This window comes from Mesorhizobium comanense (assembly GCF_005503535.1).
GTDB classification, from domain to species: domain Bacteria; phylum Pseudomonadota; class Alphaproteobacteria; order Rhizobiales; family Rhizobiaceae; genus Mesorhizobium; species Mesorhizobium comanense.
In genome coordinates, this window is sequence record NZ_SCNN01000048.1 from 1 (window position 1) to 18,886 (window position 18,886).

The window sequence follows — 18,886 nt, forward strand, 5'->3', positions numbered from 1 at the left end:
CTGCAAAAGTCGCCATAACCGCAATCATGCGAAAGCTTCTCGTCCTTGCAAACGCGCTCATCAGGGACGACCGTATATGGGCTCCAGAAATTCCTTGACCAAGACGGATACTCCTGCCAGGTCTTCGACTTGGCCGTTGCCGCCATGATCGTGACGGTGCCCAGGCCATCGTCGGTCAACAGGATGATCCGCGCCGCCAAACGTGCTTTTGCGGCGAACCGCGCGCCGCGACGAGCGCCTCAAGCCTGGCCCTATCCGATGCTGTGACGACGATGCTGATACCGGTACGCATCCCGCATCGTCGCACAGGCACGCAACACCGGGAATCCCCAATCGGACTCGTCTGTCCCGATCAATCCACTAGTCTAAGTCTAGTCTAAGTCTAGTTTCCGTCCATAACACGCGTATTTTTCAGCGTTTGCAAGGACTTAACTTCGGTTGGCTGCGCCTTTGCGGCTTTTGAAGGCATGGACGGGCTGAAGAGTGCTGATAATCGACACAATGATGTCATCGGCCCCGATCAGGTGCAGGCGCCGAAGGCCGGCATGACCGGTTCGACGCAGCTACCCGTGCCGGGCCGGCGTCAGCTTTGTTCGTCAGCTTTGTTTGAGGCGGGTGAAGAGGACGAGGTTGTAGGCCACGATCGAGGACCAGACGTAGGTCTTGAAGTGATCAAGACCGCGCCAGGTACAGCGAGCCAGGCCGTAAGCGCGTTTGAGGCATGAGATGCCAGCTTCGATGCCGGCGCGGAAGTTGCGCAGCTTGCGATAAACCCACTTGCTTCTGACCATATCCTCGATCCTGAGACCGGCTTTCTTGTGGAAGGCCATGTCGGAGACGCCCCACGCCTTCGCTGTGGCCAAGTTGTTGCGAGTGGCGAAGCCCCCATCGGCCGCCGCCTGCCTCGGCACTTGGCCCCAGATGCCGATGTGACGCTCCAGCATCGGCAGCAAGCGGTCGCTGTCAGCCGGGTTGCCTGCTTCGATCACCAGATCGAGGATCATGCCGCTCCTGCCGGTGGTCAGGTTGAGTTTGTGGCCGTACTCGGTGTCGCGGCTGCCTTTGACGATGATATCGGCATGCTCTTCGAATAAGCTGACCAACTTCTCGCTGGCCGGCACCGGCTCACCGGCCAACACCCGCCGCTCGCTCTGTCGGACGATGCGTTCGACCAACGGCCGATAGTGACGGACCTGGATTTGCCACAGCGCGATGGACGGTGTGCTCGCGACGGCCAATCGCTCGCTCGCCTGCTTCAGATAGGCCAAGGTCGCGCGGGTGATTACGATCAGTTCCCGGTAGAGTTGGACCCGGTTTGGTCGACCACGTGTGAACTGGATCTTGTGGGCACGCTTCTTAGCCGCCCGACAATGATCGTGCCATGGTGAGCCGGCACCGCCGACCAACGCATCGGCCTGCTTCAGAAGGCGCACCATGACGCGCACAGCATCCCAAAGCAGGCTGCTGTCGCTCGGCTCATGCATGAGTGCCGAGGTCACAGTACTGTCCAGCCGCACGACCACGCCGTCTTCAAGCTTCGCCTGCCGAGCGCCCAACAGCAGTGCCCGATTGACCTGTTCCCAGGTCTCGGGCCGGACCGCGCTGATCGTCTTCTGCAGCACCGACTTCTGCGGGCTCCATGACCACGGCAGCCGCGCAAAGGCGCGGAACGAGGCGGAGTCCTCAAGATGGAACGCCAGTTCCTGATAGCTCAGTTGCCGATATTGCTTCAGCAGCGCACAGCGCAGCACCGCTTCGGCGGACAGGCCTTGCCGTCCGGTGGCCTTGACGCCGACCCGAACCAGATCGCGGGCCACCAAACCAAGTAGATCGTGATGCTCATCCAGCCATTGCGACATCGCCTTCAACTCGTGGCCGATCTCGTGTGTGGCGAAAACATCGAATATACTGGCTTGGACGGTGCGTTCTTGGCGCATTGTCGGCTCCGGCGGTGGCAGGCTTTGGAATCAGTGGCATGATCCAAGATACCTGAAACCGCCGGGCCTTACTCGCACAAAGATACGATTCATGCAATAAAATCAACAAGTTGCCGTTTATGGATGGAAACTAGTCTAGCCACAGCGCTGGCCTCCACAGCTTTGGATGGGCGGCTTCGAAGCATAGCACAAAGAGATCAGGCCACATTCTGGCGGTCGCTGCCGCCGTCGATCTGCGAGCGCATCTGCCGGGCAAGATGGGTCTCGAAGCGGCTGACGACGGCGCGATCCCACTCATTCATTTGCTGCACGCCGTCTTTCGGATACGGCAGCCTCATCAGGCGGTCGATGATCGATCCAGCCTCACGAGGCGAGAGCAAGGCGTCGATTTCGCGTTCGTCCTTCATGTTGGTTCGCCTCCTTGTTCCTCTCCCGCCACGAGCCGCACAATAGGAGATCCTTGACGGCTGTTTGAAGGCAATAGCGAGGCAATTGGAGGGCGGCGCGAGTAACTTCGTTGTCCAATACCGCACTCGTTTCGGCAACCTGCTCGCCGCGATTCTCGCTCAGAATCACGGATCGACTGGTTCAAAGCCGATTGCATCCGCAGATCAAACGCCAAAACTGATCGGAACGGCCGCATTCTTACAGTCTGTCTTACAGTCTGTTGCAACCCGTCTGACGGCGAGGAAACCCTCTGCGCTCCGGCGCAGCTAATACCACGCATGGCGGTCCCTCTATGCGTGAATGAGTTCCACGTAGAGCGCGTTGGCTGTTTCGCGATCGACCGTCTGTGCCGTACAAACAACACTTCGTGAACGTTAGCCAACGGCAATATAGCATTTGCTATGTTGAATGGTGCGTTGTAACTCTCCCATTGACGGGGATATCATCGACCTGCGTTTGGAGGCGTCGTGAGCCAGGACGTTTTGCATTTAGGACAGCTGGCTTCACCCGGAATCCAGGACCACTTGGTCAATGAAGTGGATTTCCGACGTGCGAGCGACCGCCTGAAGGTTCTACAATCTCGATCCGCCCGCCGCTGGTTGCGGCTTCTCTGGCTGTTGGTCGGCCCGGGTGTCCTGGTAATGCTGGGAGAGAACGACGGCCCCAGCATGGTGTCTTACGCGACGACCGGCGCAACCTATGGGATTGGCTTTTTCGTTTTCTTTATTCTGCTTACCTTTGCCATGGCCTTCGTCGTTCAAGAAATGACGGTCAGGCTCGGGCGCGGCAACCCATCGCAGGAAGGGAGCGCAGGACTGCCGAAGGCATTTGAAGCGAAGACGATGACGGAGGTCGAAAGGCCCGCCGAAACTACGCTATGCCACCGATTGCTTCTCTCCCACTCGACGTCAGGCGCCAATCGCACAGTGAAAAAGGGAGCCCAGGACGATCACCATGTATCTGTCGAACGAGAGCATCATTGTCATATTGGTAGTCGGCCTTATTGCCGGATGGTTGGCCGGGAAGATCGTGCGGGGGGCTCCGCGTGCGATCAGGCTCATCACCTAAATGCCGAACCTGGGATCGAGGGTATCGATCTTGTCGCAGAGCAGTCGTGTGAGGCGTTTGACGTCGCGCACCGGTAACGCCGTACCGACGCGGACGGCGAGGATGATGAACATAAGAATCGTGTCCCCAAAGTGACCTGGAGGTGTTGCGCGAGATGATACTCAGCATGATGTCTCTCCTGTAGACAGCCAGAGCGCCGCGGTCGACGAGGACGCAGCGCCAGGTGCCTTATGTTGTCGTCATTCCACCCAGCGTCTAGATTATGTGGATTTCCGACATCCTGTTCGAATGCGTCGTGCGGAAGTTCAAACCCACCGAGGGAGAGTAATCCGCGCCCGGCGGTCCCCAGCCCACCTGAGCGGTGAGGAGAGCATTGCCGAGCTATGCCGTCGCGAGGGCATTGCAACGTCGATGCATTATGGCGGTCGAGGGATTTCCTCGAGGCCGGTAAGAAAAGATTGGCCGGGGATACAGCCCGTGCCGCGACCTCAACCTCGGTTGAGAATTTGCGCGGACTTTGATTTGAAGCCCGGTGACAATCGAGCAAGATCATATAACGTGGTCTTTCATTGCAGGACTTGCCATATGACGGTGACTTTAAGTTCACGTACCGAACGGTTGAAACAAGGAAAGGCGCTTCGCCGCAAGACACCGCGTGAAGCGCATGCGGACCTAAAGGGACCGCTGTCACGCGATGCCATTGCGATCCTCGCAGAAAGCGATCCGGATCGGGTCCCGGAGCTCGTCCCGGAACGCTACGCGCGCATGTCGCTCAACCCGTTCGCATTCCTGCGCGGGGCCGCCGCCGTCATGGCGACAGACCTTGCCGCCCAGCCGATGGCGGGGATTCCGGTGCAGGCGGGCGGCGATAGCCATTTGATGAACTTCGGCGCCTTCGTCACGCCCGAAGATAATATCCTTTTCGACGTCAACGATTACGACGAGACACTGCCCGGTGTCGATTTCACCGTCGACCTCAAGCGTCTCGCGGCCAGCGTCGCAGTTGCGGCGCTAGACTCAGATGCGTCAAAGAAACAAGCCCGCTCCCTGGCGGCCGCAACCGTTAAAGCCTATCGGTCGCATATGATCGGATTGGCCAAGCTGTCTCCGCTGGAGATCTGGTACAGCCGGATCGACCTCGAACAAGAGATCGCGCGGATCGGCAACGGCGGCCTGCGGCGCAAGCTCGCTGACGTGATCGCGAAGGCGCGTGGCGAGGGCCTGTCAAAGGACGACAATTTCCCGCATCTCGTCAACGGCGACAATCCAAGGATCATCGACAAGCCGCCGACCATCTTCCATCTCGACCCCGAGGCTGACGCGCGGCACAAGCTCGGCGTCGAACTCGTTTTTGCGGCGTATCGCAAGAGCCTGAATCCGGATCGGCTTCGGCTGCTCGACCACTTCACCATGAAGGATTTCGCCTTCAAGGCGGTGGGTGTGGGCTCCGTCGGCACGTTCTGCTACATCGGCCTGTTTATGACCGGTGACAACGAACCGCTGTTTCTTCAGATCAAGCAGGCGCAGAATTCTGTGCTGGAGCGGCTCGGCGGCAAGCTTGAGTACAAAGGGCACCAGGGCCGCCGTGTCGTGCAGGGCCAGCAGATGATGCAGGCCGCCAGCGATATTTTCCTCGGCTTTACCCAGGACGAAGACACCGGTCGCCAGTTTTACGTCCGGACGCTGAAGAACCGCAGACTGGGCGGCGTCGGCGAAATCAGCGAAGGCGAAGCGTTCTCGGATTACGCGCAGCTATGCGGCCGCACCCTCGCACGCGCCCACGCGCGGTCGGGCGATCCGGCCGCGATTGCGGGCTACATGGGCAGAAGCGAGACCCTCGACGAGGCAATCGCATCGTTCGGGATGGCCTATGCCGATCAGACAATTCTCGATCACGCCGCTCTTGTGAAGGCAAAGAGCCTAGCGGAAAAGGGCAAGACGAGCGCGATCAAGAAACCAAAGGCCGCCTAGATGCCGTATGGGCCGGCCTTCGCGAGCATAGCCAGGTTGGGTGGCTGTCCCTCAGAATGATGGTGTTGAAACGGAATCCGAGCGATCGGCTCCAGCATCATGGCGAGGAACAGCCATGGAACACTATGTGGGAATCGATGTCTCTCTGGAAGAGAGCAGCGTGTGCATTGTTGATGCGACTGGAACGATCGTGCGCGAGGTCAAGATCGCCAGCGAGCCCGAGGCACTGGTCCGCTATTTCGGCGAACTGGAATTGTCTGTCATCCGCATTGGGCTCGAGGCTGGGCCATTATCGCAGGGGCTGCATGCCGGGCTTGTGGCCGCCGGACGCGACGTAGTTCTGCTCGATGACACGGCACGTAAAGGCGGCGCTCTCGGCGATGACGGTGAAGACCGACCGTAAAGATGCACGCGGGATCGCCCAACTGCTGCGGATGGGATGGTACCGAGCGGTTCATGCCAAATCGGTGACTTGCAAGGATAGCCGAGCCCTTCTTGTTGGACGCAAGCTTCTGCAAGGCAAGCTTCTCGACGTCGAACTGAGCATCCGCGGGATCTTGCGCGGTTATGGGCTAAAGGTCGGAGAAGTCAGTCGTGGAAGGTTTGAGGCGCTTATCCGGGAACTGACAGCAGGGCACGTCGCTCTGGAGACGGTGATCGGTGCGATGCTGGCGGCCCGGACGGCATTTGTGGTGCGAGTTCACCAAGCTCCACGCGAGATGCTAAAGATCGCGCGCGCTGACAAGGTTTGCCGCAGATTGATGAGCACACCTGGCGTCGGTGCAACAACTTCATAATGCCTGCTATCAGTCGGGTGAAGCGATTATCCGCAATCGATTTCATCCCCGTTACGGGGAAGCGGTTATTGTTGCCGGGCGCAATCGCCCTGGTGACGAGGTCACTCTGATCATCCGGCAGCCTGACGGCACCGTGGTGCAGTTGCCGATCTGGATGACGGAGGATAGTGCGGAGGCGATGATGGTTGCGGAGAGTCCCCGTCCGCCGCTGACGAACCCGCGAACTTCGTCTGAAGCTCGGCGCCTGTCTAAGCTTGCTACGCGACGATTCCCGTTGCGAAGGAGGAGACAAGCATGAAGCATCGTCAATCCTGTCACCGCCAACTCGATCTCTTCGTAGCCAAGACCCACCGGCGCCAATAGCACCGGCCGAGCGGACGAAGCCGTTGCCACTGGTGAGTGCGCTGCTGTCGGAAGCACGCAGCGCAGCCGCAGCGACGTAGGCCGGCGATGAAGATCACGTCTGACCACCTGGCGCGCGGCGCCTTTATCTACATTCGCCAATCGACCCTCGACCAGCTTGCCAACAATCATGAGAGCCGGCGGCGTCAATATGGTCTTGCCGAGCGCGCCCGTGCTCTTGGCTGGACGGATGTGACAGTTATCGATGAGACCTTGGCCGCTCGGGTTCGGGCGTCAGTCGTCCGGGCTTCGAGAAGCTGCTGTCAGCGATCTGTGAAGGCCGTGTCGGTGCTGTGTTCGCAATCGAAGTGTCGCGTCTGGCGCGCAACGGACGCGACCGGCACACGTTGATCGAATTTTGCGGTCTGGTTGGCGCGGTGAGGCGCGCTCGGCGTTTTTCTCATTTTCTCCGTTGCATCGGGTCTACTCACCCGAGCATTTGGATTGTTGCAGGAGGCCTGCCCGTTGACCCGTCATTGCTCGGGGTCGATCGGTGTCACTCCAAGCAGCTTCAAAGCGTTCGCAAGCATCCGTGTTCCCTGCGCGTGCTTCTTGTTGGCACAGTGCCGGTTTCCTTTTCTTTGAAGTGCTTTGGCCGCAGCGACCCGCGTAGCCCCTGCATGGGTTTCGAGGGCTTCATCAACTTGGCGGTTGAGATTGCTGCAACGCTCGCTCCTGGTGAGCACCTTCGCGTCCAACTTTTCCACCGCGGCCGTGACGAGCGAAACGCCGAGCAATGCACCCATCAAACTGATCGAGAACCTTTGCATTGGTCTGTCCGTAAACTCCGGAAGCTAGTGCTACAGCCGATGACCTGATCGACATGACGTCACTTATGCCTTTGAATTTTTTCTAGAACATTTCCGAAATGCAGCGTTTTGTTTCTGGACGATTTCGAACGGCGCCTCGCTCGCCTTGGGAGAATTCGATATGCTTCGAGGCAGTTTTCTACGCCGGGCAACGTCGAGATCGAAGCGTATGCTCCCTTTACCACGGTCGGCGAGCTTGGAATCCAAAGCTCGACGAGTGCCCTTCGGCAGTTCGCCCAGGTGGCGCTCTGCGCGCTGACGTCATGCCCTCTCACTTGACAATAAGTCGACGACAAATTTCGTCGATCCTGCAGAGTCTGCCGCAGATCATGTCGCCCCTATCTTTCCCCTCAACGGTCCATCGCAATCGCCGACCGGGATGCCAAGAGGAGGGCCCAAAAATGTCTACGGTAAATGATGAGATAGGTGAGCGTCAGCGCGAGGTAGGCCCACGCAAGGGTCACGTGAACTCGGTCGAACGGCAGAAAGAACTGGATCAAGAACAGGCCGAGCAGGGCGAAGGCTTTCCAGAGATCGAACCGCAGCGTCAGGAGGAGCACAGTGCCGAACAGCGACTGCGCGGCGGTTAAGAAGATCTCATCTCGCGCCACCGTGCCGAGCGGAAGGGCTTGGATGTGCCCTGCCCCCAAGCTGTAGGCGATCGGGATCGTGGCGATAAGCAGCGTCCATTGGTTCAGTTTTGAGGAAATCAGTGTGCCAAGTCCCATAGCCGCCGCCACGACGGTTGCGGCCCAAATGTAAGCGGTCAGGCTTTCGGGAAACTCCGACAGGAATGGCGCGAGCCACTGGATGAGGGCGAATTGGCTGATTCCGAGGCCATGAGCGACCTCAAGCACGGCGTCGAGGAATGGTTCGGCGCCTGCGTACAGCACGAAAGCACCGAACGCGAAGAATGCGCCGATGGCCGTCCACTTGCGAGCAGGAGGCATCCCTTTCGTCGTGGCCGCAATGCCGAGTGCTTGTTCAGTCTCCTCTCTTTCTTCCTCTAGCTCTGGCTGGCGCCGGCGCAGCATGACCCAGATGTAGGCGCCGTAAATCGCGATCAGCACTCCCGAGTCAATCAGCGACAGCGTGCCCTTGATCACGATGACGAAGGCATAGACGGACGCGACCAGGAGAAAGAAGACGGGCACCCCCTGCTCACGGGAGAGCTCTATCGCCGTGTAGCGCTGGCCTCGCGCCCGCGAAGCGAGGGCGGCCGTGAACAGGATCAAGGGCCAGCCCAAGCCTAACAGCAGCCTGTTGGCGCCGGTCATTGAGGCGGCCGCAAGCTCGATCTGTTGACGATAGGCGAGGATGGCCTCGAAGGTGTATTCGGGGGCGACTTCGATCAGTGCCAGGATGGCGAGCGCAACACCTTGAGGCATCACACCCTCCAGTGCCTCGACGCCCCACGAGAGCGCGAACGATGCGGCTACGATCCCCACGCCCATCACGGTCGCGATGACTACGGCCGAGCCGCCGCCGACTCCGAAGAACCGCACAAAAACGAGCGGAATAAGGGTCGCGCCAACAAGCGCGATCATCGACACCTGGCGCGCGGTATAGGAGCGGGCGGGATCGTTTGAGTGGTCCTTGAATGCTAGTTCCATCGTCCATGTCTCCGCCTGCTTCCGATACAAATGCCTTTGGGACAGGAAACGGAGGCATCCGACCGAGGGACCGATTTACACGTGCGTTGCTGGCACGAAGACCGACAACGCAAGCGGCAAGAGCTTGAAGCGGGCGGGCGTCGCGGTCGTAATTTCACCATCGGTGTTGACTGGCAGCGGCGGGTCGGTCCGGATCTCAAGGGGGCCAGGGCTGCAAAAGGCGCGCATGCCGACAAGATTTCGGTTACGACCGCGCCGGAATGCCGTCAGAAAAAGCGGCCATTGCCAAAATCGTCGCGGCTCAACGCTGTAGAAGTCCAAGCATTGGTCGTCGATTGCTGCGGCCTCGTAGACGGCCATACCGCCGCCGTAATATACACCGTTCCCGACCGCGATCTGAAGACTGCGGAGCCGGATCGTGCGATCGGCGGTCGCCACCTCGGCTGTGAACGGCCTCGTGTAAAGCACCGTCTTTATTGCAGCCAGCGGGTAGCTCAGCCGCCCCAAATGCCGCTTCAGGTTGCCGGTCATACGACGCGCGAGTTCAACGCTCAGGCCCATGCTCGCCACATTGACGAAGAACTGGTCGTTGACTTGGCCGACGTCGATCCGCCTCGTGCAGCCCGCGACGATGACCGCGACCGCCGCTGCAGGGTCACTTGGAATACCAAGTGTCCGGGCAAGGTCATTCGCCGTGCCGAACGGCAGGATACCGAGCGGCAAGCCAGTCTCTAGCATGCCCTTGAGCACGGCGTTGACAGTCCCGTCGCCGCCGCCGACGATCACGAGATCCACCTGATGAGCATACCGACTGACTTCACGGGTCATATCTGCCGACTGAGCGCACAGCCCGTGCGTCAAGATAAACCCGCCAGCCTCAAGCTGCTTGACAGCGCCATCAGCTACGTGATTACCACCGCTGCGGCTTCGCGGGTTCAGGAAGAGCAGCGCGCGCCTTTTAGCTGGTTGATGGTCCATCATGGTTTCCTTGAAGGCCAAATGACAGTGTAGCCTGCAGGACGGAGCCGTCGGGCGGCGGATCGAATGCCCCGAGGACGAGTTCGCGGCCCGTCTGCCCCGACCGAGCGATCGTATGCGGCCGCGCACCTCAACCGATGTTGCCGAGCGCTGGGAACGTCGTCAGCATCCAAATGGCGATCACCTGCAGGCGACCCGTCATCATCAGAATGCCGACGCCGACCATCACTGCCCCAGCGCCGATATTGAGGACTGCCCCGGCCCGCCGCATGCGTTTCAGGACTACGGCCGCGCTGCCGAAGAACAGCGCTGCAAGCAGAAACGGGATGCCGAGGCCGAGACCGTAGGCGCCAAGGAGCACCGCTCCATTGCCGGCCGAGGTTGCCGTAACGGTGAGGATCGAGGCGAGCACCGGTCCGATGCAGGGCGTCCAGCCAAAACCAAAGGCTATGCCAAGAAGATAGGCCCCGAAAGGGCCTCCGATCTGCTTCGGCCCGCGCCAGCGCCGATCCGCCATCAGCGCGACCGGCACCGGTAGCAGCCCCGTCATCGCGAGACCGAAAACCACGACCAGCGCGCCACCGATCAGGTTCGCTTCGATCTGGAAGCGTTGCAGAAATCCGCCGAGGGCCATCGCACTGAGCCCGAGTAGAACAAATACGGTGGTAAAGCCGAGCACGAACAGGAGCGCTGGTCCGAGAACATGGAACTGGTGTCTCCTGCCGTCGCCGACGGTGTCGGCCGTTCCTCCCGCGACGTAGGACAGATAGCCCGGGACAAGCGGCAGCACGCAAGGCGAGAGGAAGGAAATGGCGCCCGCCGTAACGGCAGTTGCCAAACCCAGTAAAGACACGTCGATGAGCGTCATCGTCCGCACCCGGCTCGACTCGGCCGCCGGACAGGGATCGTCGATCTCGCGGAGTCTGCATTCAGCATGAGCACCCTGTGGTAATCATATTATCCGCCAAGTTGAAGGCGAGCGCCTATCGATTGCCGCCGTGAAAATCCAGGAATCGGCACCGCTCCTAACGCGTCCGGGCGATCATTTCAGCCGCTCCCATCAGTCGAACAGCCGTCCGAGAAACCCGCGGCCGCCCCGATTTCCGCGATCATCACAATCATCGCCACGACCGTAGCCGCCCTTGTCATAGTGGCCGCCTTGGTTTGGGTGGCTGCCCTGCGGGGCCGGCGCGGGTTGAGACGGGAGAAAGGGCGTGCCGGCTTGGGGCGGCTGGGGTATCCCCTGCGGTGCGGGCGGGCTCACCTCGTATGCGGCGCTCCGCTCGATGATCTTGTCGAGCTCGCCCCGGTCAAGCCAGATGCCCCGGCAACGGGGGCAATAGTCGATCTCGACGCCTTGACGATCTGCCATGACGAGATCAACCCTGCAGTGGGGGCACAACATGCCTGTGGCCCTCGGTTGAGGCGCGGTCATCGGTGTGTCTGACATGGGATTGGTCCTTTCCTGTTCGTTTGCCTTAGAAGTTAAACGCGTCAGCCTCGAGCGGTTTGTGGGAAGCCGGCTGCCATCGGGCCTCGACTTCTCATTAGCGCGCCGCTCGACCTGGCCGCTCTTGAACCGAGACCGCCGGTTTTGCCAACCATAGGGAACCTGTGATCAATAGGACGACGCCGATGGTGATCATCACGTCCGCCATGTTGAAGGCGGGCCAGTGCCAATCGCCGACGTGGAAATCAAGGAAATCGGTCACACCACCGTGACGCACCCGGTCCACCACGTTGCCTACAGCGCCGCCGGCAATCAGGCCCAAGGCGAATGTCTCTATGCGATTTGCGGTACGCACAGCCCAGACGAGGAATCCTGCCGCGATCACGGCTGTTATCCCGGCGAGCAACAGTGGCTGCTCTACGAAAAGAGCGCGGAACATCCCGAAGCTGACGCCAGTGTTGAAACCGAGCGTGAGATTGAAGAATGGCACGATCTCGATAGTGCGAGGTGGCACCATCACAACGTTGACGATCAGCCATTTCGTGGCGAAGTCGATTGCGAGAGCGATGGCAAAGGCGGCGCCAGCCCAAATGGCTCGCCGTATCAAAGTTCTAGATTGCAAGATCAAGCGTCCTTACTATGCTGACTATCGCGCCGTCCCAAAGTTATTGGGAGCGGCTATGATCGAGATTGAGTGGCCGGATGCCATTATCAGCGCGCCAGGCCTGTCGAAGCGACCGCTGGCCCATGAGTCACGCGCACCGGTACTCCAGATCCCGCTGAAGGACCACCCTGCTCAACCGTCGTTTGACCGCGGTTGAGCAGGCGCAGGCCGTTGAGAACGACCAGCAGCGACGCACCGACGTCGGCCGCGATGGCGCCCCAGAGCGATGCGAGACCAAATACTGTGAGCGCGGTGAACAGGAGCTTCACGGCGATGGAGAAGGCGACGTTCTGTCGGACGACGCTGAGCGTCGCGCGCGAGTGGCGCACCAGCCAGGGGAGCCTCGAAAGATCGTCCGACATGAGTGCCACATCGGCCGTTTCAATGGCGGCGTCACTACCCATGGCGCCCATGGCGACACCGAGATTGGCACGTCCCATTGCAGGAGCATCGTTGACCCCATCGCCGACCATGGCAACCGACCCGTAGCGCTGCACCAGATCTTCGACGGCCGTCACTTTGTCGCCGGGCAGCAGCTCCGCTCGGACCTCGTCGACGCCCGTCTGCATCGCAATCGCCTCTGCCGTCGCCCGGTTGTCCCCCGTCAACATCACGACATGTTTGATGCCGGCACGATGAAGTGCGGCAACAATGTCCTTCGCTTCCGGCCTGACGGCATCGGCAACGGCGACGAGACCCCAGACCTCCTGACCATCGCCGACCGCGACGATGCTGCGACCGGCGCTCGAAAGCGCATCGGCTCGCTGCAGAACTTCAGCCGAGTTGATGCCCCGTTCCTCAATGTAGCGGCGCGAGCCGAGCCACATCTCGCGGCCGGCCACTCGACCGATGACACCTCGGCCAGTAATGGCTTGGACAGCCTCGGCAGGTTCGGCCGCGATCTTCAGTTCGGCGGCTTTCGCCAGGATGGCGCGAGCGATCGGATGTCCGCTGCGCGCCTCCAGGGCCGCAGCCAAGCCGAGGATCTCCATTTCGCTACGGCCTCCGAGCGGCAGGATCTCGACGACCTGCGGCCGCCCTTCGGTGAGCGTGCCAGTCTTGTCCATGGCAATCGCCTTGAGGTGCGCAGGCGTCTCGAGATGAGTGCCGCCTTTCACCAGGACGCCCTGTTTCGCCGCGCCGGCGAGTGCTGCCACGATCGTCACCGGCGTCGAAATCACGAGGGCGCAGGGGCAAGCGATCACGAGGAGCACGAGAGCCCGGTAAAACCAGACGTCCCAGCCACCGCCCAAGAGCAAGGGCGGAGCGAGGAAGATCGCAACGGCGAGAATCATCACGACGGGCGTGTAGACGCGCGCGAACTTCTCCACCCATAGCTCACTGGGAGCGCGTCGGCTCTGCGCCGAACCGACCATGCGGATGATCTGGGCGAGCGTCGTGTCATTCGCCGCTTTAGTGGTCACGATCTCAATGGCACCCTCGCCGTTGATGGTCCCGGCAAAGACTTCGCCGCCCTCTGCCTTGAATACGGGGACGCTTTCACCGGTGATCGGCGCTTGATTGACTTCGCTCTCGCCGGCGGCAACCCGGCCGTCGAGTGGCACCTTGTCTCCTGGCCGGACGACGATGTGCGCGCCAACCCGAACCTCGACCGCCGGGACGTCGCGCTCGGAGCCGTCTACGCCCTTGACGCGCGCTGTCGGCGGCGCGAGTTCCATCAGGGCTGCCACCGCCCTGCGCGCGCGACCGAGGCTCCAACCCTCGAGCGCCAGCGCCAGTGCAAAGAAGAACGAAACAGTGGCGGCCTCGAACCAAGCGCCGATACCGATCGCGCCCGCCACTGCGACCATCATAAGCAGATTCATGTCGGGACGAAGCCGCTTGGCCGCGAGCCAGGCCTTTGGCCCAACATAGCGCGCCGCGCAGAGTATCGCGATCGTATAAAGGACCATGCTCGGCAAAGGGGTCGAGCCCAACGCGTGTTCGCCGGCCTCGAAAGCCGCGACCACGCCGCCCCCGAGCCAGGCGTGGACCGCGAAACCAAGCGCCGTGAGCACACCGCTTGCGGTCGTCAGCCACGACTGCAGCCGCTTGCGGCGCTCTTCGGTCTGCGCGGCTTCGCTGGTGCCGCCTTCGGTCCAAGGCTCTGCACGCAGACCGGCGCGGGCAACGGCCTTCTCAACGCTAGCCTCGAGTGCCGCATCCGGTGTCACGTCGATCGACATGCGACCGTTGAGGAGATCGAAGGCGAGCTTGTCTTCCCCGACCAGTGGACCAACCTCGCGCTTCAACGCCGCGATCTCGTCGGCACAGTCCATGCCGTGAATGCGAAACACGACTTGGCCGGACAAGCGGGTTGGGATCGGCGGGCTGAGTGCCTCCTGCACCTCTTCGGCACAGCCGCACGCTGTCCCTTCAGGCACTCCGGCGGGCTCGGGCGCGCTGAGCGAGACAGCGGGCGGCGACCAGGGCTCGGCGCGCATGCCCGTTCGAGCCACGGCATCCTCGATCACGCCGGGCGCCGCCCGATTCTGGGGGGCCACGGTCATCATGCCTTGCGCAGTGTCGAAAGCGAGCCTGTCCTCGCCGACGAGCGGAACCAGTTCCCGCGTGAGGGCCGCCACCTCGTTCTTGCAGTCGAGACCATGGACTCGGAAGAGCAATGCCTCGGCCGTACCGTCCATAACAAGTCCAGCACGCATGCCCGTCCGGGCGACGCGGTTCACGATATCGTCGACTGTCGCCTGTCGTTGCGGCGCGACCGTCATCAGCCCCTTCGCCGCATCGAACGACAGCCAAGCCTCGCTCCCAACCAGCGGACCGATTTCACGCTTGAGCGCGGCGACTTCATTCTTGCAGTCGAGCCCCACGACCCAGAACAACAGTGCCGGTGCAAGCTGCCGCGCCGGCTCCCGCAGCAGATGCGCCTGCATGCCGGTCGTCGCGACCGCCTGCTGGATGACTTCGATCGTCGAAGCGTCCTCAGATATCACCTCCATGACACCGGCTTGAGTATCGAAGGACAGCTTGTCGCCGCCACCGACAAACGGCCCCACCGCAGCGCGAAGCGCGCGAACCTCGTTCTGACAATCCAAGCCGTCGACTTTGAAGCGCAGGGAGCCCGAACGGCTCATCGTCGCGGCAACTTTCATTATCGTGTCCTCCGATCGCGAATCGTGCTCGGGTCCCGAGTCCTTCTCGCTCCCGCAAAGCCCCATACATCCTGTAGCCACTACAGAATCAAGTCCTTTCGACCAAACGGTCCTGTGGGCACAACGACGCTTCAAGCAGGCTCTGAATCGTCACCGACCTGCCTTGGTCGAGGCGCGGTGAGGAGTGACGGACGACAACATTCGGGCTCTCATGCCGGTAAGAAGAAGTCTTGTCAGCGCGGGGTAGTCGCCGTCGAAATGATGGCCGCCCTTGATCTTCATGGTCTGGATTCCCGTGAGCAGCGGGTCGGTGCAAGCCGTGTCACGCTCGTCCTCGCCATAGACGCACAGCACGCGGTCGCGCGGGATGGTGGCAATCGCAGGCGCCACGGAATGGTCACCTCCAAGGCCCAGCCACGCGCCGACTGTCACTTGAAGGTTGGTCGTACGCTGGGTGGCAAGCAGCCCGACAAACCGGATGCGGTCCTTGATCCGGTCCGGCAGCAGAGCCCAGGCTAACGGAAAAGTATTGGCACCGAACGAGTAGCCGTAAACTGCGACAGGTAGCCTCCCAGTCGGATCAGCGCGGTCGATGATTGCCACCGTATCGTCAGCGATTTGCCCCGGCGTGCGCTTGGACCAGAAGTAACGTAGCGAATCGATGCCGACGACATGAACGCCCTGCTTGCCCATCTCGTCGCCGATCGTCTTGTCGAGATCGCGCCAGCCGCCATCGCCGGAGAAAAACAAGGCAAGCGCCGAGGGCGTGGAGTTGGCGGGAATATCGACCGTCGGCAGGGCATTTGACGACTTGTCCTTTGCAGCGATGGCCAGTACGGCATCAACCGATGCGTCGAGGCGGGCTGATGCGCTGTCCGCCACAACCGCCTTTGCCATGGTCGCATTGTCGGTCGGCTGAGCGGCAATTCCGGCGAGCGGCGCGGCTGAGACCAGCGTCGCCGGCGACGGCAATTCCGCGTCGAGCGCATAGGTGAACCCTCCTGCCGGGTCTGGTGTCGTCACCGCGCCACCCGGGCATGTCGGCAGCGGTGTGACCAGGGTCCTCGCCGGATCGAGCGCGACCGCGCCAGCCAGGGTTGCCACGGGGGCATTGGCCGCGGCGGCATAGGCCAGTGTCCCGCCTTCGCCGACGCCTGCCACCACCGGATGAAAATAGCTGCCGCCGCCGACCGCCCGGATGGCCTCCTTGGACAGGCTCTCCAGATCGGAACCGAGATACATACATTCGCCGGCGGCCAGATTGAGCTTCTGGCGATACTTTTCCAGGTCGACCGGCAGCACGATCATCCCCTTGTCGACGAGCGCATTCGCCAGATCGCGGTCTCGCAGGCCGATGCCGCCCTTCTGCGAGAACAGAATGACCAGTCCGACCGGATCCTGTCCTGGCGCAAGAACGGGGATGTCGACCAGCCGCTCGGCCGATACGCGCATCGACAGCGGCATGTTTTCGCGGGTCGACACTCGGTTGAAATGACGCACAAGACCAAATCCGACGGCTATGACCAGGACTGCCACCAGCAGTCCCGTGAAATTCTTCATCATTTGCGGATGAGTTCCAGCGAGCCGCCGTTGATCAGCGCGGTGACATCAAAGAGCGAACGTATGGTGGCGAACCCAGGCGGGCAGATGAAGTAATATGGCGTCCAGACCGGGTCGAACTTGTCCTTGAATGCCTTCAGCCCATCGAAGCGATAGAGGTTCCGGCCACGCCGGTAGAGAAAGGATCCAAAGCGGTTCCAGCGCGAGGCGAGCCGGCTGGCGGACAGGCCCGACAGGGGGGCCGCGCCAAGATTGAACCAGCGATAGCCCTGCGCCTTGCCGTGGAGCAGCAGCCTGGTCAGCAGCGCGTCCATGACGATCTTGGGCGCGTCGGGCGCATGGCGCATCAGGTCGACCGTCAGCTCACTCTTGTCGGCGCTCCCCCACAGATTGGCAAAGGCGATGATGCGGCCCTGCTGGCGCATGACAGCCATGTCGAATTTGCTGAGATAGTCATTCTCGAAATAGCCCAGCGAAAAGCCTTTCTCGCTTCCCGCCTTCATCTCCAGCCAGGCGTCCGACACGTCTCGCAATTCAACAAGCAGAGGCGGGACGTCGTCTGCCTTGATGACCTCGAAGACCAGGCCATCCTTTTCGGCGCGGCGATCGGCGTAGCGGAGCGGCTGGCGGCGTGGGCCATCGAGATTGAACGCCACCAGGTCGACACGCGCGACCTCGCCGAGCTTCAGCGCGACCAGGCCCATGTCGAGGTACATCGGCAGTTGCTCCGGCTCGACGCCATAGAAGGCGGTGCGGACGGCCGAACGGTCAGCAAGATGGTGAAAGGCCCAGGCGAGATCGGTGTCGCCCTCCACCGGTCCAATCGGACCGCCGAGCGCGATAAGGCTCCCGCCTGAGCGCGCATACATGATGAAGCCGCGGCCGTCCGGCGACATCAGGAATTGCTTGTCGCCGAGCATTGCCAGGGCCGCGTGGGTCACATTCGAGGAGGCCACGATGGCGCTGACGGCCGGAGGGATTTCCACGTGTTGCTTGCGGTCGATGGCCTTTCGATTGATGGCCGTGTGCAGGGCCGCCGCCGCCGTCGCGATCAGGATCACGATACTGGCGCGCAGGAAGCGTGGCGCGTCTCCGTCAATGGCGAACTGCCAGAACAGTTGATTGGAATAGTCGACGTCGCGATAGCTGAAGAAGCCGAGCCAGATCGAGATTGCAACGGTGCTGATCACGCTGGCGAGCCAGCCCCATGACAGGGGTCCGATGCCCTCGATCGGGCGGCGATAGAATGATGTGCGGAAGGCGATCAAGATTGTCGACAAACCAAGGAGCACCGTCGCATCTTCCCAATCGAGACCCTCGCCGAGCGAGAAGACGGCCCCCAGGATCAAGAGAATGAGCGAGGCTACCCAGGCCTGCTGAAGCCGCCGAGCAAGAGCCCGCGCAAGAATCAGCATGGCGACGCCGACGAAACTGGCGGCGAGATGCGAGGCTTCTATGAACGGAAGCGGCAACAGGTCAGACAGAAGGTCGAGGCGCTCGGATGCGCCTGGAATCGCGCTCGAGACCAAAAGTATGATTCCGCCCAGGAAGGTCGTGCCGGCAACAAGCGGCGGGATCAATGGCCCGAGGATGCGTCCCGCCGACAGCACGCGCTGCGAGACACGAGCGTGCCTGGCGTAGATCTCGAAGGCCAGGACGCCGATGATCGCGATCAGAAAAGGCAAAAGCGTATAAATGACGCGGAAGGCGAGCAGTGCGGCTATAGCGTCCGGGTTGTTGCCGAGCCCGAGGCCGGCGATCATCGAAGCCTCGAAGGCGCCAAGCCCTCCGGGCGCATGGCTGGCGATGCCGATGATGGTCGCCACGACAAAAACCAGCGCAAAGACTGGCGGGCTGGTGGTGACCGTCTCGGGCATCAGCACGTAGAGCGTGCCGGCAGCGGCGCAGACATCGACCAGTCCGGCCACGATCTGCGTCAGTGCGCCGCGTGAATTGGGCAGTCTGATCGAGAACTTGCCGATCGTCAGCGTGCGTTCGCCGCGCGACAGCCACCCTACCAGGAAACCGATCGAAAGAATCAGCGCAATGCCGAGCGCCAGGCTCAGGCGAGGATCGA

The 18,886-nt window shown here is 61.5% G+C and carries 12 protein-coding genes and 5 pseudogenes; 5 read left to right on the forward strand and 12 right to left on the reverse strand.

What is annotated here, in order from left to right:
- Positions 1-101 precede the first annotated feature (101 nt).
- From FFS37_RS36385 to FFS37_RS34825, 3 genes and pseudogenes are all read right to left on the reverse strand, one after another.
- Positions 102-292, reverse strand: a pseudogene (locus tag FFS37_RS36385) (IS630 family transposase); the annotation flags it as partial.
- Positions 293-596: 304 nt separating this feature from the next.
- A complete protein-coding gene (locus FFS37_RS34820) occupies positions 597-1,937 on the reverse strand; it encodes an ISNCY family transposase (protein ID WP_137935429.1) in 1,341 nt (446 codons plus the stop codon).
- A gap of 197 nt (positions 1,938-2,134) precedes the next feature.
- A complete protein-coding gene (locus FFS37_RS34825) occupies positions 2,135-2,344 on the reverse strand; it encodes a hypothetical protein (protein WP_137935430.1) in 210 nt (69 codons plus the stop codon).
- A 994-nt stretch (positions 2,345-3,338) separates the two neighbouring features.
- On the opposite strand from FFS37_RS34825, the pseudogene FFS37_RS36390 reads away from it, so the two are divergent.
- The 5 genes and pseudogenes from FFS37_RS36390 to FFS37_RS34855 form a co-directional block, all read left to right on the forward strand.
- Positions 3,339-3,425: pseudogene (locus FFS37_RS36390) on the forward strand (GlsB/YeaQ/YmgE family stress response membrane protein); the annotation flags it as partial.
- A gap of 381 nt (positions 3,426-3,806) precedes the next feature.
- Positions 3,807-3,964: pseudogene (locus FFS37_RS34840) on the forward strand (IS3 family transposase); the annotation flags it as partial.
- A 73-nt stretch (positions 3,965-4,037) separates the two neighbouring features.
- Entirely contained in the window at positions 4,038-5,423 is a 1,386-nt protein-coding gene (locus FFS37_RS34845; RefSeq protein WP_137935431.1) for a DUF2252 domain-containing protein, read from the forward strand.
- 115 nt (positions 5,424-5,538) lie between these two features.
- Positions 5,539-6,205 (forward strand): annotated as a pseudogene (locus FFS37_RS36395) (IS110 family transposase); the annotation flags it as partial.
- Between the two features lie 465 nt (positions 6,206-6,670).
- A pseudogene (locus tag FFS37_RS34855) lies at positions 6,671-7,002 on the forward strand (recombinase family protein); the annotation flags it as partial.
- A 93-nt stretch (positions 7,003-7,095) separates the two neighbouring features.
- Here the strand turns inward: FFS37_RS34855 and FFS37_RS34860 are convergent.
- The 9 genes from FFS37_RS34860 to mprF all read right to left on the reverse strand — a co-directional run.
- Complete coding sequence (locus tag FFS37_RS34860; RefSeq protein WP_137935438.1) at positions 7,096-7,392, reverse strand: hypothetical protein; 297 nt, start codon at positions 7,390-7,392, stop codon at positions 7,096-7,098.
- Between the two features lie 389 nt (positions 7,393-7,781).
- Positions 7,782-9,044 (reverse strand): sodium:proton exchanger, encoded by a 1,263-nt coding sequence (locus tag FFS37_RS34865; protein WP_137935432.1) that lies wholly within the window; start codon positions 9,042-9,044, stop codon positions 7,782-7,784.
- Between the two features lie 75 nt (positions 9,045-9,119).
- Entirely contained in the window at positions 9,120-10,022 is a 903-nt protein-coding gene (locus tag FFS37_RS34870) for a lipid kinase (protein ID WP_137935439.1), read from the reverse strand.
- 130 nt (positions 10,023-10,152) lie between these two features.
- Positions 10,153-10,890, reverse strand: coding sequence for a cytochrome c biogenesis CcdA family protein (locus tag FFS37_RS34875; protein WP_137935433.1), 738 nt, complete (start codon positions 10,888-10,890; stop codon positions 10,153-10,155).
- A gap of 192 nt (positions 10,891-11,082) precedes the next feature.
- Positions 11,083-11,472, reverse strand: a complete 390-nt coding sequence (locus tag FFS37_RS34880) for a TFIIB-type zinc ribbon-containing protein (protein ID WP_137935434.1) — start codon at positions 11,470-11,472, stop codon at positions 11,083-11,085.
- Between the two features lie 97 nt (positions 11,473-11,569).
- A complete protein-coding gene (gene lspA, locus FFS37_RS34885) occupies positions 11,570-12,094 on the reverse strand; it encodes a signal peptidase II (RefSeq protein WP_232375904.1) in 525 nt (174 codons plus the stop codon).
- 89 nt (positions 12,095-12,183) lie between these two features.
- Complete coding sequence (locus tag FFS37_RS34890) at positions 12,184-15,249, reverse strand: heavy metal translocating P-type ATPase (protein WP_137935436.1); 3,066 nt, start codon at positions 15,247-15,249, stop codon at positions 12,184-12,186.
- Positions 15,250-15,399: 150 nt separating this feature from the next.
- Complete coding sequence (locus FFS37_RS34895) at positions 15,400-16,812, reverse strand: AcvB/VirJ family lysyl-phosphatidylglycerol hydrolase (protein WP_232375905.1); 1,413 nt, start codon at positions 16,810-16,812, stop codon at positions 15,400-15,402.
- On the reverse strand, positions 16,809-18,886 hold a 2,078-nt coding region (gene mprF / locus FFS37_RS34900; RefSeq protein ID WP_137935437.1), incomplete at its 5' end, for a bifunctional lysylphosphatidylglycerol flippase/synthetase MprF. The genes mprF and FFS37_RS34895, both read right to left, overlap by 4 nt.

Coding starts and splice junctions, on each gene's coding strand:
- FFS37_RS34880 (WP_137935434.1), bottom strand. CDS start 11,472: ATGTCAGACACACCGATGACCGCGCCTCAACCGAGGGCCACAGGCATG.
- FFS37_RS34865 (WP_137935432.1), bottom strand. CDS start 9,044: ATGGAACTAGCATTCAAGGACCACTCAAACGATCCCGCCCGCTCCTAT.
- FFS37_RS34860 (WP_137935438.1), bottom strand. CDS start 7,392: ATGCAAAGGTTCTCGATCAGTTTGATGGGTGCATTGCTCGGCGTTTCG.
- FFS37_RS34895 (WP_232375905.1), bottom strand. CDS start 16,812: ATGATGAAGAATTTCACGGGACTGCTGGTGGCAGTCCTGGTCATAGCC.
- FFS37_RS34820 (WP_137935429.1), bottom strand. CDS start 1,937: ATGCGCCAAGAACGCACCGTCCAAGCCAGTATATTCGATGTTTTCGCC.
- FFS37_RS34890 (WP_137935436.1), bottom strand. CDS start 15,249: ATGAAAGTTGCCGCGACGATGAGCCGTTCGGGCTCCCTGCGCTTCAAA.
- FFS37_RS34875 (WP_137935433.1), bottom strand. CDS start 10,890: ATGACGCTCATCGACGTGTCTTTACTGGGTTTGGCAACTGCCGTTACG.
- FFS37_RS34870 (WP_137935439.1), bottom strand. CDS start 10,022: ATGGACCATCAACCAGCTAAAAGGCGCGCGCTGCTCTTCCTGAACCCG.
- FFS37_RS34825 (WP_137935430.1), bottom strand. CDS start 2,344: ATGAAGGACGAACGCGAAATCGACGCCTTGCTCTCGCCTCGTGAGGCT.
- FFS37_RS34845 (WP_137935431.1), top strand. CDS start 4,038: ATGACGGTGACTTTAAGTTCACGTACCGAACGGTTGAAACAAGGAAAG.